The 15,055-nt window shown below is 69.0% G+C and carries 13 protein-coding genes; 5 read left to right on the top strand and 8 right to left on the bottom strand.

Annotated features, from left to right (window positions below; all coding sequences use genetic code 11):
- Positions 1–61: 61 nt before the first annotated feature.
- The gene (locus tag ACWDMM_RS13000; protein WP_449937457.1) at positions 62–421 is read right to left on the bottom strand and encodes a DUF6463 family protein; all 360 of its coding nucleotides are present in this window, start codon (positions 419–421) and stop codon (positions 62–64) included.
- A gap of 18 nt (positions 422–439) precedes the next feature.
- Here ACWDMM_RS13000 and ACWDMM_RS12995 point away from each other — a divergent pair, with 18 nt between their 5' ends.
- Complete coding sequence (locus ACWDMM_RS12995) at positions 440–1,051, top strand: TetR/AcrR family transcriptional regulator (RefSeq protein WP_357107812.1); 612 nt, start codon at positions 440–442, stop codon at positions 1,049–1,051.
- Between the two features lie 22 nt (positions 1,052–1,073).
- Here the strand turns inward: ACWDMM_RS12995 and ACWDMM_RS12990 are convergent, their stop codons facing one another.
- Positions 1,074–2,477 carry a vWA domain-containing protein gene (locus ACWDMM_RS12990; protein ID WP_357107815.1) on the bottom strand — a complete coding sequence of 468 codons (1,404 nt, stop codon included), beginning with the start codon at positions 2,475–2,477 and terminating at the stop codon, positions 1,074–1,076.
- A gap of 326 nt (positions 2,478–2,803) precedes the next feature.
- Positions 2,804–3,688, bottom strand: a complete 885-nt coding sequence (locus ACWDMM_RS12985) for an AAA family ATPase (RefSeq protein WP_357107818.1) — start codon at positions 3,686–3,688, stop codon at positions 2,804–2,806.
- Between the two features lie 416 nt (positions 3,689–4,104).
- On the opposite strand from ACWDMM_RS12985, the gene ACWDMM_RS12980 reads away from it, so the two are divergent.
- A complete protein-coding gene (locus tag ACWDMM_RS12980; RefSeq protein WP_357107821.1) occupies positions 4,105–4,404 on the top strand; it encodes a hypothetical protein in 300 nt (99 codons plus the stop codon).
- A 70-nt stretch (positions 4,405–4,474) separates the two neighbouring features.
- On the opposite strand, the gene ilvC is transcribed toward ACWDMM_RS12980, so the two are convergent.
- The 3 genes from ilvC to ACWDMM_RS12965 form a co-directional block, all read right to left on the bottom strand.
- A complete protein-coding gene (gene ilvC, locus ACWDMM_RS12975) occupies positions 4,475–5,476 on the bottom strand; it encodes a ketol-acid reductoisomerase (protein ID WP_174372187.1) in 1,002 nt (333 codons plus the stop codon).
- Between the two features lie 227 nt (positions 5,477–5,703).
- Complete coding sequence (ilvN, locus tag ACWDMM_RS12970; RefSeq protein ID WP_040780853.1) at positions 5,704–6,207, bottom strand: acetolactate synthase small subunit; 504 nt, start codon at positions 6,205–6,207, stop codon at positions 5,704–5,706.
- On the bottom strand, positions 6,204–8,138 hold the full coding sequence (locus tag ACWDMM_RS12965; protein WP_067797575.1) for an acetolactate synthase large subunit: 1,935 nt from the start codon (positions 8,136–8,138) through the stop codon (positions 6,204–6,206). Before ACWDMM_RS12965 ends, ilvN begins: the two co-directional genes overlap by 4 nt.
- 336 nt (positions 8,139–8,474) lie before the next feature.
- Here ACWDMM_RS12965 and ACWDMM_RS12960 point away from each other — a divergent pair, with 336 nt between their 5' ends.
- Both ACWDMM_RS12960 and ilvD read left to right on the top strand, forming a co-directional pair.
- Positions 8,475–9,074, top strand: coding sequence for a PH domain-containing protein (locus ACWDMM_RS12960; protein ID WP_357206939.1), 600 nt, complete (start codon positions 8,475–8,477; stop codon positions 9,072–9,074).
- A gap of 352 nt (positions 9,075–9,426) precedes the next feature.
- Positions 9,427–11,268: a dihydroxy-acid dehydratase gene (ilvD, locus tag ACWDMM_RS12955; RefSeq protein ID WP_449937450.1), complete on the top strand. Its 1,842-nt coding sequence runs from the start codon at positions 9,427–9,429 to the stop codon at positions 11,266–11,268.
- A gap of 66 nt (positions 11,269–11,334) precedes the next feature.
- Here ilvD and ACWDMM_RS12950 read toward each other — a convergent pair whose 3' ends face one another.
- Positions 11,335–12,216 carry a DoxX family protein gene (locus ACWDMM_RS12950; RefSeq protein ID WP_449937447.1) on the bottom strand — a complete coding sequence of 294 codons (882 nt, stop codon included), beginning with the start codon at positions 12,214–12,216 and terminating at the stop codon, positions 11,335–11,337.
- A gap of 117 nt (positions 12,217–12,333) precedes the next feature.
- Here ACWDMM_RS12950 and ACWDMM_RS12945 point away from each other — a divergent pair, with 117 nt between their 5' ends.
- A complete protein-coding gene (locus ACWDMM_RS12945; protein ID WP_195078631.1) occupies positions 12,334–13,440 on the top strand; it encodes a PQQ-dependent sugar dehydrogenase in 1,107 nt (368 codons plus the stop codon).
- A 650-nt stretch (positions 13,441–14,090) separates the two neighbouring features.
- Here the strand turns inward: ACWDMM_RS12945 and ACWDMM_RS12940 are convergent.
- A complete protein-coding gene (locus ACWDMM_RS12940) occupies positions 14,091–14,978 on the bottom strand; it encodes a LysR family transcriptional regulator (RefSeq protein WP_357206943.1) in 888 nt (295 codons plus the stop codon).
- Positions 14,979–15,055: the final 77 nt, after the last annotated feature.

Below are 15,055 nucleotides of genomic sequence, written 5' to 3'. Positions count from 1 at the left end.
CGAAGGCCGGCCCTCAGGTCAGTCTCGCGACGGCGGGACGCAGGGTCGACGTGGCCGAACCTTATGCCGGAACCGCGGCGATGCGGCGATGCCGTATCCATCCGCGGACGCCGATGGCCAGCGGTACCAGGACGGTGAGAAACCCGGACACCGGCTCGAAAACGAGGCCGAACGCGGTCAACACGCCGATTGCCGAGAGGATCGGCGCTGGTACGTAGCCGCGGGTTCGCTCCGTCTCGATCACGGCGATACCGAAGCCGACGGCGGCGACTCCGAACGCGGTGAACCAGAAAGCGAGCTCGGTCTGCTCACGACCGGTCGCCCAGATGACTCCACCGAGCGCGGTATGTGCCGATCCGATGAAAGCGAGCAGACCGCCCGTCAGCGGGACCCTTGTTTTTGAATCCATATTCTTAAACATTGCCCTAGGCTGTCACCCGTGGCAAGACCCCGGCGATTCACCGATGACCAGATCCTCGACGCCGCGCGCGACTTGCTCGCCGATCCGGCCACGACCAGACCGACCATCGCCGCGATCAGTGCCGCCTCCGGCGTCCCCACCGGCTCGATATACGTGCGCTTCGCTTCCCGCGAAGAGTTGCTCGCTCGACTGTGGCTGCGCTCGATCCGGCGCTTCCAGACCGGAGTCATCGCCGCGCTGTCGGGAGCCGACCCGCTGCTCGCCGCCGCGATGCACCTGCCGCGGTATTGCCGCGAGCATCCCACCGAAGCTCGTGCGTTGAAGATGTTCCGGCGCGATGAGCTGCTGGACGTGGGCCCTGCCGAGTTGCGCGCGGACATCGCCGCGGTCAACGACCGAATGAACGACGCGCTGCGCGCCGCCGTGGCGGCGGAGTTCGGCGCCGACGACGAGCACCGCATGGCGATCGCGATCGCTGCGGTCAAGGCGATTCCCTACGGGCTGGTTCGCGAGTACATCGCAGGCGCGGTGCCCATTCCGGACTGGGTCGACGACGTCGTCGCCACCGCGACGGCCGCCGTAGTCCACGAGTTGGGCCCGACAGCCACCGAGTCGGTCACATCCGGATAAGGCGCTGTCTCCGCGAGCCGGTTCACGCAGGCAGCAGCCGCGCTACGACTTCGGTCAACTGTTCGACGTTCCGGCACTCGTGCATCGTCACGCACTCCGCGTACACATAGGCTGCGGAATCCCCCGTCGACCACGACCGAGACGGCTCGGGGTTCAGCCAATAGGTGTGCTTCGCCCGGTCGGCGATCGTCTGCACGGCAGCGATGTTCGGGTCCGTGCGGTTGGTGCGACCGTCGCCGAGGATGAGGACGGAGGTGCGTGGGCCGAGGGCGTCGGCGTAGTTGTCGAGGAAGCCTTGGAAGGCTTCGCCGTAGTTGGAGCTGCCGAAGCGAGCCACCTTGGTGGAACGGATGATTCGAGCGGCGGTGCCTGGGGTCGGTGGTTCGCCGGGGGTGAAGAAGTGAGTGATCTCGTCGCAGGTGTCGACGAAGCCGAAGCTGCGGACCTTGCTGAACTGGTCTTGCAGGGCCTGGATCAGGTGGAGGGTGAATTCGGCGAAGCCGGTGACCGAGCCGGAGATGTCGGCGAGGACCACCAGGTCGGGGCGGCCGTGTTTGCGGGCGCGCAGCACCGGGTCGATGGGGACGCCTCCGGTGGACATGGAGCGGCGGAGGGTGCGACGTAGATCGATCTGGCCGCGCACCGCTTTGCGGCGGCGGACGGCGAGCCGGGTGGCGAGTTTGCGGGCCAGCGGGTGGACCAGGCGGCGCATTTCGGCGAGGTCCTGTTCGCGGGCGCCGAGGAAATCGATTCGGTCGGTGCTGGATTCGACGCCGCGGCGGGCGATGTATTCGGTGCCGCGCAGTTGTGCGGAGCGCAGCCGGGCCTCGGTCTGGACCGCGGTACGGAAGCCGGCGAGGCGGCGGTTCGCTTCGATCGTGTGGACGGTGGCGTCGAGCTGGGACGAGCCGTTCATGCCCGCGACGATGCGATCGATGAGTTCTTCGGGGCGAAGGGCTTTCATGGTCAGGTAGGAGGACCAGCCTGCGCCCGACGCGGTGGTGACCGGCGCGGAAGACTGCGCGGCGCCGCCGTAGCCGCCGAGTTCGGTCAGCGCCTGGCGGGCCAGTTCGGCGATCGAGCCCGAATCATCCTGTGCCAGTGCGGCAACGAGACGATCGCGCAGTGCTTCGACGGTTTCGGGTGTCGACGGCTCCACGGGCTGCGGCTGCTGAGCGGTCAGGAAGTAGAGGTCGAAGAGTTGATCGAACACGGCACGCTGACCATTTCGGCGTAGCAGGCAGGCCGCCATGCCGGAGCGCAGGCGAGCGCGATCCTCGATTCCCAGGGCGACCATCGCCTCGGCCGCGTCGATGGTCTCACTCGGCCCCGCGTCGATACCGTGATCGCGTAGCAGCCCGACGAACTCGACGAGCCGATCGGTCATCGAGTCGGGGCCTCGGCGGCCCGCTTCAGCGATGCTCATGCTGACCCCGGTGCCTCGCAACCCCGCAGGAATCGATGGTCGCATGCGAGGCGAGATTGCGCAGCGGCCGGGCGGGCGGTCGCGGTCTAGAGCCCGCGATCGACCCGAGCCGTCGACCCCCCGGTCCGCTGCGATGCCGAGGACCGGTCGGATACCGGAATCGCACGGCGACAGGGGACTTTGTGCTGAGGACGGTCCCGGGCGCGCGAGATGCGATATCGACCGGGGCGGAGAACGTGACCCGGTCGTGCGCCGACAGCGCGACGACGACCTCCGCGCCGTCGATGGCGACCGATGCGGCGATCCGACCGAACCCGACCTTCATCTCACCGCCCACCTTGCTCGGCATCCAGATCGAGCCCGAGCCGCTCGATCGCCAGACGATGGTCGGATTGATACTTCAACAGAACGCCGAGCGTCGAGCGGACCACGCCGCCGGATATGTTGCGCGCACCGAGGGCGACCAGAGTCTTGGCCCAGTCGACGGTTTCGGCGATCGACGGAGCCTTTCGCAGCGAGAGCTGCCGCAGCGCCCCGACCACGCGCACCACCGGCTCACCCAGCGCCTCGTCCAGCTCCGGGACCTTCATCCGGACGATCGCCCGCTCCAATTCCGCCGTCGGGTAATCGATGTGCAGATACAGGCAGCGGCGCTTCAGCGCTTCGGACAGCTCCCGGTTGGCGTTGGAGGTCACGATGGCGAACGGCTTGCGGACGGCGGTGACGGTGCCGAGTTCCGGGATGCTCACCTGGAAGTCGCCGAGTACCTCGAGCAGCAGTCCCTCCAGCTCCACGTCGGCCTTGTCGAGTTCGTCGATGAGCAGCACGGTGGAACGCGGATTGCGGATGGCGGCCAACAAGGGGCGCGCGAGAAGGAACTCTTCGGTGAAGACGTGGTCGCAGGTGCTGTCCCAGCCTGCGTCGTCCGAGGCGGTGATGCGCAGCAGTTGTTTGGCGTGGTTCCACTCGTAGAGGGCGCGCGCCTCATCGATGCCCTCGTAGCACTGCAGCCGCACCAGGTCGGAGGCGGTCGCCGCGGCGACGGCCTTCGCCAACTCGGTCTTGCCGACGCCCGCCGGGCCCTCGATCAGCAGTGGCTTGCCGAGATGACCCGCGAGGAACACGGCGGTGGCGATATCCAGGGACGGCAGATACCCGGCCTCGGCGAGGCGCCCGGTCACCTCATCCACCGAGGCGAAGAACTTACTCATCGGTAACTAGTCTAGACGGGGCATTTCAGCCGCGCTCCACACCGGTCTCCGAAGAGATCCCGAGGCACGCCCACCAACCCCGGCGCGTTCCGCGAGTGGCACACCATCGAGAGGCTTACTCGCGTTTTGCCGCAGCCCTGTGCCACTCACGGATGCCGGTGTTGTCGAGGTGGGGGCGGATTCCATAGGGGATGCCCCTAATGCCGCGGTTTTATTTACCCCGAAGGGGAGGCGACACCCGTGACCTTTCCAAGCGGGTGCGCCAGAGTGTAGGAATGCAGTCGCTGCCCGGCGGTAAGCGCGGCCGCGAAGCAGTGACCGTAGATCCAAGATCTGTGCACGGAGGTGGGCCGTGGGCAGACCCCGCGTCGGGGATGGCGGGCGAAGACGCTCGCCGCAGAGTGAAAGGATTTACGTTGTTCTCCACAACCAGCGCACGCCGCACCTTGGCCCGCGTGGCCGTAGCCGGGGCAATCGCCGCGATCCCGTTGACCGCGCTGGCGATGCCCGCGTCCGCCACGCCCAGTACACCCGGCGTAACTCCGGCTCGATACGACCCGTATTACGACAACCGGTGCGACTTCGGCCCATTCCCGAACTGGAGTTGCAACAACAACCCGTTGTTCGGCGGAGGCCATTACGGCAACCCACCCTATGGCCGCGGTCCCGGCGGATGGGGCCAGGGCTGGGGCACCGGCTCGTTCGGCAGTAGTTAGGAAGTCCGCGAAGACGCCGGTGGCCCGCTCCGAACTCCGAAGCGGGCCCCCGCGCGAATCAGCCCGAGTATCAGGCGGTTTCGGTGATCGGGCGATCGACCCAGCTCATCAGGCCGCGCAGCTTGGCGCCGGTGACCTCGATCGGGTGCTCGGCGTTCTTCTTGCGCAGCGCCTCGAGCTCCTTGTTGCCGCCCTCGACGTTGGCGACCAGGCGCTTGACGAAGCTGCCGTCCTGGATGTCCTTGAGGATGTCCTGCATCCGCTTCTTGGTGTCGGCGTCGATGACCCGCGGGCCCGACAGGTAGCCGCCGAACTCGGCGGTGTCGGAGACCGAGTAGTTCATCCGCGCGATGCCGCCCTCGTACATCAGGTCGACGATCAGCTTCAGCTCGTGCAGCACCTCGAAGTAGGCCATCTCCGGCGCGTAACCGGCCTCGACCATGACCTCGAAACCGGTCTTGACCAGTTCCTCGGTGCCGCCGCACAGCACGGCCTGCTCACCGAACAGGTCGGTCTCGGTCTCCTCCTTGAAGGTGGTCTTGATGACGCCCGCGCGGGTGCCGCCGATGCCCTTGGCGTAGGACAGCGCCAGCGCCTGGCCCTCGCCCTTCGGGTCCTGGTCGATGGCGATCAGCGCGGGAACGCCCTTGCCGTCGACGAACTGACGGCGCACCAGGTGGCCGGGGCCCTTCGGCGCGACCATGCCGATGGTGACGTTGGCGGGCGGCTTGATCAGGCCGAAGTGGATGTTGAGGCCGTGGCCGAAGAACAGCGCGTCGCCGTCCTTCAGGTTCGGCTCGATGTCGTTGGTGAAGATCGACGCCTGCGCGGTGTCGGGCGCGAGCACCATGATGACGTCCGCCCACTCCGAGACCTCGGCCGGCGTGCCGACGGTCAGGCCGGCCTCCTCGGCCTTCGGACGCGACTTCGAACCCTCGGCCAGACCGACGCGGACCTCGACGCCCGAGTCGCGCAGGCTCAGCGAGTGCGCGTGACCCTGGCTGCCGTAGCCGATGACAGCGACCTTGCGGCCCTGGATGATCGACAGGTCGGCATCGTCGTCGTAGAACATCTCGACTGCCACTGTGGTTCCTTCCGGGATCATCCCCGCGCGAGGCGGGGCACACCGTGCTCGCGCAGGTGTTGATTTTCGTTGTTCTGGATCGGATCACCCCCGCGGGCGCGGGAGGGGATCATTCCCGCGTGAGCGGGGAGGCGGCACGCCAACCGTCGATCGCAGAAAGACTAGCGTGTGGCCGCCGCCGGGCGGTCGGCCCCATCGGTGTGCCGCTGGTCAGCTCAGCGGGTGGCGGTGATGGACTTCGGTCCACGCCCCACCGCGACGACACCGGACTGCACGATCTCCCGGATGCCGTACGGTTCGAGCATCCGCAGCAGCGCGTCGAGTTTGGACCGGGTTCCGGTCGCCTCGACGGTGAGCGCGTCCGGCGACACGTCGATGACCTTGGCGCGGAACAACCCGACCGCCTCGATCACCTGAGTCCGCACGCTGGCGTCGGCGCGCACCTTCACCAGGATCAATTCGCGGGCCACCGAGCTGTCGGCGTCCTGCTCCACGATCTTGATGACGTTCACCAGCTTGTTGAGCTGCTTGGTGACCTGCTCCAGCGGCAGGTCCTCGACGGTGACGACGATGGTCATGCGCGAGATCTCCGGCAGCTCGGTGCCACCGACCGCCAGCGACTCGATGTTGAAGCCGCGGCGGGAGAACAGCGCCGCGACCCGTGCCAGCACGCCCGGCTTGTCCTCGACGAGAACGCTGAGGGTATGCGTGGTACTCATCCGTTGTTCACCTTGTTCTGATCTTGCGACATCGCCGTGTGGATGACGGCGGGCTCGGCGGCCTGCTCGTCGTCGTCGAACAGCGGGCGGATGCCGCGAGCGGCCATGATCTCGTCGTTGCTGGTGCCCGCGGCGACCATCGGCCACACCTGGGCGTCCTTGCCGACGATGAAGTCGATCACCACGGGACGGTCGTTGATGGACTGCGCCTCGCGGATCGCGGCCTCCACGTCCTCCTCGCGCTCCACCCGGATGCCGTGGCAGCCGAGGGCTTCGGCGAGCTTCACGAAGTCGGGGATGCGCAGGGTGTGCGTGCCGAGGTCGGTGTTGGAGTAGCGCTCCTGGTAGAAGAGCGTCTGCCACTGCCGAACCATGCCGAGGTTGCCGTTGTTGATCAGCGCGACCTTGATCGGGACGCCCTCGACGGCGCAGGTGGCCAGTTCCTGGTTGGTCATCTGGAAGCAGCCGTCACCGTCGACCGCCCACACCTCTTTGTCCGGCGCGCCCATCTTGGCGCCCATGGCCGCAGGGACGGCGTAGCCCATGGTGCCGAGACCACCGGAGTTCAGCCAGGTGCGCGGCTTCTCGTACTTGATGAACTGGGCGGCCCACATCTGGTGCTGGCCGACGCCCGCGCAGTAGATCGCGTCGGGTCCGGCCAAGCGGCCGAGGGCCTCGATGACGAACTCCGGCGACAGCGAGCCGTCCGCGGGCGGGGTCCAGCCCAGCGGGTAGGCGTCGCGCACGCCGTCGAGGTAGGTCCACCAGTCGGTCAGGTGCAGCGGCAGCGCGTCGCTTGCCGAAGGGTCGGCCTTCAGGGTCTCGATGAGCTCGACGATCACCTCGCGGCAGTCGCCGACGATCGGGACGTCGGCGTGGCGGTTCTTGCCGATCTCGGCCGGGTCGATGTCGGCGTGGATGACCTTGGCGCCGGGCGCGAAGGAGTCCAGCTGCCCGGTGACGCGGTCGTCGAACCGCGCGCCGAGGGTGATCAGCAGGTCCGACCGCTGCAGCGCGGCGACCGCGCCCACGGTGCCGTGCATGCCGGGCATGCCCATGTTCAGGCGGTGGCTGTCGGGGAACGCGCCGCGCGCCATCAGCGTGGTGACCACGGGGATGCCGGTCAGCTCGGCCAGTTGCAGCAGCTCGGCCGACGCGTCGGCCTTGATCACGCCGCCGCCGACGTAGAGCACGGGAGCCTTGGCTTCCATGATCATCCGCGCCGCCTCGCGCACCTGCTTGCCGTGCGGCTTGGTGACCGGGCGGTAGCCGGGCAGCCGCATCTCCGGCGGCCAGGTGAAGGTGGTCTGCGCCTGCAGCACGTCCTTCGGGATGTCGACGAGCACCGCGCCGGGACGGCCGGACGCGGCGAGGTAGAACGCCTCGGCGATGATGCGCGGGATGTCGACGCCGTCGGTGATCAGGAAGTTGTGCTTGGTGATCGGCATGGTGATGCCGGAGATGTCGGCTTCCTGGAACGCGTCGGTGCCGATCAGCCCACGGCCGACCTGGCCGGTGATGGCCACGATCGGCACCGAGTCCATCTGCGCGTCGGCGATCGGGGTGACCAGGTTGGTCGCGCCGGGGCCGGATGTGGCCATACACACACCGACCTTGCCGGTGGCCTGGGCGTAACCGGTGGCGGCGTGACCCGCACCCTGCTCGTGGCGGACGAGCACGTGGCGCACTTTGGTCGAATCGAAAAGCGGGTCGTAGACGGGGAGGATCGCGCCACCCGGAATGCCGAATACGGTGTCGACGCCGAGCTCCTCGAGCGAACGGACGACCGACTGCGCGCCGGTGACCCGCTCGGGCGGGAGCTGGCGGCGGTTGGCCGCGGACGTCGCGTTGGCAGCGGGCGTGGCCTGCTGATTCGCCGAAGGCGCTGGCCTACGGGCCGAAGGCCCTGGCCGTGCGGTAGGTGCGCTCACCGTCTTCGTTCCTTACTGGTTGTGGTTCCGACCCCGGATGTTGTGCCAGCGGTGTCTTGCGCTTCGCCATGCCGGACATTAGTCCGAACATAAAAAAGCCCCCGACAGCACAGGGCTGATCGAGGGTGGCGCGTCGCAACGCGAGCTGACGTATTCGACTCAGTGTGTCAGGCTCAACGCTGGACGCGCCGGCCGATTACGAGCAACTCGTTTCGATTCACGCGCACGACGTTAAGCGGGTGTGAACCGAAGAGTCAAACAGATGACCCCGTGTGTCCCATTATGTGGGACAGTGCGGTTGCTTGTGTCCGTTCATCAGGATGCGAGGATGGTGGTGTGTCATCACCGCATCAGTCCGTGCCACCGTCTGAATCGTCCCACACGCCCGCGGCGACAACCGATACGGGTGGCGTCTCGCAGGCCCGTGTGATCCGCATCCCACGGCTGGCCTTCCTGGGCGTGTTCATCCTGCTGATGTGCGTGTTCTTCCCCTTCGTCGGCTGGCCCGCCGGACTGTGGTGGCTGCTGCTCATCCCCGTCGCGGTGCTGGCGTGGGTGCTGCGGACGCAGACCACCGTCTCGGACGCGGGGCTGGACCTGCGGACGCTGTTCGGCTCGCGCCACCTGGACTGGGCGCAGCTGAAGGGTGTGCGCATCCCGAAGCGTGGATACGTGCGGGCCGACCTCACCGATGGCACCGAGGTGAAATTGCCCGCGGTGAGCTACGACCGGCTGCGCGATCTGGCGGCGTTCTCCGGCGGACGGATTCCGGACCCGTTCGCCGCGCCCGGGGAAGCCGCGACCGAAGAGTCCCCCGCCGGACCCGCGGACGGGAGTGACCGACCCTCGAACGCCAAAGGCGACCCGGCGACCAACGGGTTGGCGAAGTCCGGCGAGAACGCCGACGAAGACACGCCACGCGACAGCGCGACCTAGCAGTCGGCAATCCGGCGGCCATCGGGGACGCAGGTACGGCGAGCTCCTCGGCCGCCCGGTCCGAGCGCCGGCGCGGAACATTCGCCATCGTTGGGAGGTTACGGTCGAGTGATGGGATGATTTCCCCGGAGCAGTGATCCTCCGTTCAGTCCCCACCCGACGTTCCGGTACCTCCGGCGTCACCGTCGTCGCCCGCGACACCACGCACCGGCGACACACCCGACCCGGCCGACCGCGATCGGACGCCACACCACCCGGCAGGTGGACACGCCCACCGGGAGTAACGTGGTGGACCGCCGAGCACGCTCCGCGCCCGTCGCACGTCAGCCCCCGCGACCCGAGGACCATCGAAATGCCACCGCTTCGTTCACGAACCACGACCATCGGCCGCAATGCCGCAGGCGCACGCGCACTCTGGCGCGCCACCGGCATGACCGACACCGACTTCGGCAAGCCGATCGTCGCCATCGCGAACTCCTACACGCAGTTCGTTCCCGGCCACGTGCACCTGAAGAACGTCGGCGACATCGTGGCCGACGCGGTGCGCGCCGCCGGTGGCGTGCCGCGCGAATTCCACACCATCGCCGTCGACGACGGCATCGCCATGGGCCACGGCGGCATGCTCTACTCGCTGCCCTCGCGCGAGATCATCGCCGACTCGGTGGAGTACATGGTGAACGCGCACACCGCCGACGCGCTGGTGTGCATCTCCAACTGCGACAAGATCACCCCGGGCATGCTCAATGCGGCCATGCGGCTGAACATTCCGACGGTGTTCGTCTCCGGCGGGCCGATGGAGGCGGGCAAGGCCGTGGTCGTCGGCGGGGTCGCCCAAGCGCCGACCGACCTGGTCACCGCGATCTCCGCGAGCGCGAATCAGGCGGTGTCCGACGAGGGTCTGTCCGAAGTCGAGCGTTCCGCGTGCCCGACCTGCGGTTCCTGCTCGGGCATGTTCACCGCCAATTCGATGAACTGCCTCACCGAGGCGCTGGGTCTCGCGCTGCCAGGCAACGGCTCCACCCTCGCGACGCACGCCGCGCGCCGGGCGCTGTTCGAGCGGGCTGGCACCGTGGTGGTGGATATCGCCAACCGCTGGTACCGAGCGGACGACGCGTCCGTGCTGCCGCGAAATGTGGCGACCCGCAATGCTTTCCGCAACGCGATGGCGCTGGATGTCGCGATGGGCGGCTCGACCAATACCGTGCTGCATATCCTGGCCGCCGCGCAGGAAGGAGAGATCGACTTCGATCTGCACACCATCGAGGAGATAAGCCGCCGGGTGCCCACCCTGTCGAAGGTGGCGCCGAACTCCGACTATCACATGGAGGACGTCCACCGCGCCGGCGGTATCCCCGCCCTCCTCGGCGAGCTGCGCCGGGCGGGGCTGCTGGAAACCGACGTCACCACGGTACACAGCGCCAGCTTCGACGAGTGGCTCGACACCTGGGACATCCGCTCCGGCAAGGCGTCTCAGGAAGCCATCGAACTCTTCCACGCCGCCCCGGGCGGTGTGCGCACCACCGAGCCGTTCTCCACCGACAACCGCTGGTCGTCGCTGGACACCGACGCGGAAGGCGGCTGCATCCGCGACCTGGAGCACGCCTACACCAAGGAAGGCGGCCTGGTCGTGCTGCGCGGCAACATCGCGCCCGACGGCGCGGTGCTCAAGACCGCGGGCATCGATGAGGAGCTGTTCTCCTTCCAGGGCCCGGCCGTGGTGGTGGAGTCGCAGGAGGAGGCCGTGTCGGTCATCCTCGGCAAGAGGATCAAACCGGGCGACGTCATCGTGGTCCGTTACGAAGGGCCCGCGGGCGGCCCCGGCATGCAGGAGATGCTGCACCCCACCGCCTTCCTGAAGGGCTCGGGGCTCGGCAAGGAATGCGCGCTGATCACCGACGGCCGCTTCTCCGGGGGCACCTCGGGCCTGTCGATCGGGCACATCTCCCCTGAGGCGGCCAGCGGCGGTGTCATCGGCCTGGTCGAGAACGGCGACCAGATCCGGATCGACGTGACCAGCCGGACGCTCGAGGTGCTCGTCGACGACGCCGTGCTCGCCGAGCGCCGCGCGAAGATGGAGGCCTCCGAACGGCCGTGGCAGCCGGTCAACCGGGATCGTCCGGTGACGACCGCGCTGCGGGCGTACGCGGCCATGGCGACGTCGGCCGACAAGGGCGCGGTCCGGCACGTGCCCTAGACGGTAGCGAACGACGAAGGCCCCTTCCTCCCGGCCGGGAGGAAGGGGCCTTCGGTTCGTCTGGGTTCAGTCGAAGGGGCCGATGCCCGTCAGCGGGTTACCGCCGTGCAGGTACCAGTACGCGCCGGCCGCGGCTGCCACCGCCAGCAGCAGGATCACGAACGAGCCCGCCGCGGGACGGATGGCCCAGCCGCGGCTGCGGTCGAAGGACAGGCGACCGGGGCCGGTGAGGATGATCGCGGCCGAGACGCCCGCCAGGACGCTTTCGAATTCCACCGCTCCCGGCCCGGCCTTGTATTGGAAGCCGGGGGCCATGCCCTGCTTCCAGGCCCATGCGTCGAGGATGACCGCGAGCACCGCACCGGCCGCCAACGGCGTGAACAGACCGAGGATCAGCAGCGCGCCGCCGCCGACCTCGCCCGCGGTGACCAGGATGGCGGACACGCTCGGGTGGTCCCAGCCGCCGCGCTCCATCATGTCGCGGGTGCCGTCCAGGCCGGGGCCGTGGAACCAGCCGGTCAGCTTCTGCAGGCCGTGGTAGAGGAAGGTGGCGCCGACCACCAAGCGCAGCAGCAGCAGACCGAGATCGAGCGTGCCGCGGCGGAGCTCGCCATTGCGGCGGCGCAGGCGCGCGGTCTCGCTCGGCGGGGTCGGGGCGGGCGGGATGCTGGCGTAGTCGTAGGTGGGCGCCGCCGTCGCACCCGCAGGGGGCTTGCTGGCGCCGGTGGCCGGAACGTCCGGATCGAGCCCCAGTTCTTCCTCGGTGCGCGGGACGTCCTTCGACAGTTGCGGCCGCTGGGCCGGATCGACCCGCTCGAACTGCTCGGTCGGCGAGTCGTACGGGCTGGTCACTCCCCGGCCGGTGGACGACACCGCCACCTGCTCGGCCGTGGTGGGAGTAGCGTCCCCGGCCTTGGCTTCGGGCGTGTCTTTCGGCTTGTCGGTCACGGCCAATACCCTATGCCGCACCGCACCGGCGCGGGCAAGTACGGCGCGGCGTGTCAGTGCGCGCGACACCCCCACCCGGAAGGGCGCGGGCGACGGAATTTCCGTAACGTCTGGTCTATGAGTTTGGTTGTCGTGGGCCGCGTCGCGGCGAGCCTGGCGCTCGGCTCCGTCCTGCTGGCCGGATGCGCCCGGTTCGACGATTCGGCGTCCAGTCCGTTCACCCCGGAACCGACCCTGCACGGAGCCAACATCGACCCGAAGAAACCCAGCCAGCCGCCCACCTCGACCACCAGGCCGAGCGGCCCGTGCATCGATCCCGACCCGGCGGTGGTGGCCACCTGCCTGGACACCACCGGCGGCCTGGTGACGCTCCCCGACGGGGCGCTGGTCGCCGAGCGCAGAACCGGACGCATCCTGAAGGTCGTGCCCGACCAGCCGCCGTTCGAGATCGCCAGGCTGGAGGTGGACGGCTCCGGCGACGGCGGCCTCAGCGACATCGCGCTGTCGCCCACCTACAACGAAGACGGCCTGATGTACGCGTACATCACCACCGGCAGCGACAACCGGGTGGTCCGCATCGCCCAGGGCGGCTCGCCGAAGGACGTGCTCACCGGAATTCCCAAGGGCGCCAGCGGAAATCACGGCGCGATCGAATTCGCCTCGCCCGACCAGATGCTCGTGCTGACCGGCGACGCGGGCAACCCCGGAGCGGCCGCATCGGCGGGCTCGCTGGCCGGCAAACTGCTGCGCGTGAACTCGCCGGTGCCCGGCCGCACGCCCGCGCCGGAGATCGCCGTCTCCGGCATCGGGACCGCCGGGGACGTGTGCCGGGACGGCAAGGACAGCATCTGGATCACCGACCGCACCGCCGCGGAGGACCGGCTGCAGCGGCTCGGCGGCGACGGCGCGCTCACCACCGCGTGGACCTGGCCGGACCGGCCCGGCGTCGCCGGGTGCGCCGCCGCCACGGACGGTGTCGCGATCTCCCTGACCCGTGCGAAGGCCCTCGCCATCGCCGCCGCCGACCCGGCCACCCACGCGGTCACCGCGGCGCCGACGCTCACGGCGCAGGACAAGTACGGGCAACTCGGCGGCGCGGCGGTCGGCGCGGACGGCACCATCTGGGTGACCACGGTGAACAAGACCGACGGCCAGCCCGGACCGTTCGACGACCGGGTGGTCCGCATCCCGCCGCCGCAGGCCGGAGGCGGCGGCCCGGACTGAATCATTTGGCCGCGACTTCGTCGCGGCGTGTTCGCGGCCCCCTTATGGCTCGCGCCCGAGCGACCGCCGCTAGCGACTGCGTCGCGGACGCGGCGGCCACTCGGACGCGAGCCGGGCCGCGAACGGCGGATGCTCGGTCTCGCTTCGCTCGAAACCTGTGGTCGAGGTGCGCTGGGCGCGTCTGACGGTGAGTGCGCGACCTGAGGGTTCGGCTTTACAGCGTGGGCGGCTGCGGGCTTTTGCGCGCACACCACAGCCGCTCGAATCCCGGCCGATCCGGACTTGCTCGAGGCAGGCGACCTGCGATGCGGTGTTCGGCAGCGGTTGCGGACAGCCCCTCCCCAGTGGAAGCCGCGGTGGTGCTGGTCATGGCTCCTGCGCGGTGTCAGGCGTTCGAGCAGGAGCAACGGCTTGCGGGCCGTTCTCGGGCATCGCGCGGACTGACCAAACCGCGACGCACGGCCTGGTTTCGCGCGCGACGGGCCGACGAGTTTGCTGGAGTAGTCGCCGCTTGCCGTTTCGAAACGGCAGGCGCCGGGTCAGGCCCTCGGCGGTACATGGCCAGGCCGGTCAGCGGGGCGGTGGGCTCGCCAGAAGAGGTTCGCCAGCGCGCACCGCGACGCGGTTGTCGACTCGACAGCGGGTTGCTTTCAGGAGTTGTCCGCGTTCTGCGCCGGGACGCCGATCACGCCGAGGAAGGCGGTGGCCGCGGGGGTGCGGCTGCGGCTCCAGATGACATATTCGACGCGGGCCGGGGCGTCGGTGACCTCGACGGTGATCACGCCCTCCAGGTGCGGCACGTAGGCGGAGGGGAGCATGGCGACGGCGAGGCCGGGGCGGACCAGTCGGGCGATGTAGTCCGCGCTGGTCACTTCGAAGGCGACGTCGCGGTCCAGACCTGCCGCCGCGAAGGCTTGATCGGACTGGAGACGTCCTGCTGTCCCGGCCGGGAGATCCACGAATACCTCGGAAGACAGCGTGCGCAGGTCGGTCGAGCGCTCCCCGGCGAGCGGATGGTCCGGCGCGACGACGGCGACCAGCCGGTCACGGGCGAGTGCGTGCGCGACCACGCCCCGGGGGCGCGCCGTGGTCGGCAAGCCGAGGAAGGCGACGTCGATCGCTCCTTGCTCGACCTGCTCCACCAGCTCCTCGCTCGCGCCCACCCGCAGGCTGACGCGCACCTGCGGGTGACGGCGGCGGAACTCGCGCAGCGCCTCAGGGACGTCGACCGCGGCGACGGTGGGGATCAGGCCGACGGCGAGCCGCCCGCGTACCTCTCCGACCGCGGCGGCCACTTCGGCGACGGCGCGCTCGGCGGCGTCCAGGCACTGGCGAGCGGCCGGGAGGAACGCCGCACCCGCCGGTGTGAGGCGCACGCGGCGGCTGGTGCGCTCGAACAGCCGCGCGCCCAATTCCCGCTCGAGCCGGGCGATCTGGTGGCTGAGAGCGGACTGCACGACCAGGCATCGTTCGGCGGCCCGGGTGAAGCTGTTCGTCTCGGCCACCGCGACGACGTAGCGCATCTGCTGGAGCTCCATTGATCAATCGTGTATCACGATTGATCAAGTGACAAACATGTGTTGGACTCATTGATCGGCGCCGCGCGAGACTGCGA

It is taken from the genome of Nocardia sp. NPDC003726 (genome assembly GCF_053586955.1).
The sequence above is the reverse complement of the archived record's forward strand: the minus strand, read 5'-3'. Positions and strand labels throughout refer to the sequence as shown.

What these genes read in the sequence shown, in the direction of transcription:
- ilvN (WP_040780853.1), bottom strand. Translation starts at nt 6,207, where the DNA reads ATGAGTACCACGCATACCCTCAGCGTTCTCGTCGAGGACAAGCCGGGC.
- ACWDMM_RS12985 (WP_357107818.1), bottom strand. Translation starts at nt 3,688, where the DNA reads ATGAGTAAGTTCTTCGCCTCGGTGGATGAGGTGACCGGGCGCCTCGCC.
- ACWDMM_RS13000 (WP_449937457.1), bottom strand. Translation starts at nt 421, where the DNA reads ATGTTTAAGAATATGGATTCAAAAACAAGGGTCCCGCTGACGGGCGGT.
- ilvC (WP_174372187.1), bottom strand. Translation starts at nt 5,476, where the DNA reads ATGTTCTACGACGACGATGCCGACCTGTCGATCATCCAGGGCCGCAAG.
- ACWDMM_RS12990 (WP_357107815.1), bottom strand. Translation starts at nt 2,477, where the DNA reads ATGAGCATCGCTGAAGCGGGCCGCCGAGGCCCCGACTCGATGACCGAT.
- ACWDMM_RS12945 (WP_195078631.1), top strand. Translation starts at nt 12,334, where the DNA reads ATGAGTTTGGTTGTCGTGGGCCGCGTCGCGGCGAGCCTGGCGCTCGGC.
- ACWDMM_RS12940 (WP_357206943.1), bottom strand. Translation starts at nt 14,978, where the DNA reads ATGGAGCTCCAGCAGATGCGCTACGTCGTCGCGGTGGCCGAGACGAAC.
- ilvD (WP_449937450.1), top strand. Translation starts at nt 9,427, where the DNA reads ATGCCACCGCTTCGTTCACGAACCACGACCATCGGCCGCAATGCCGCA.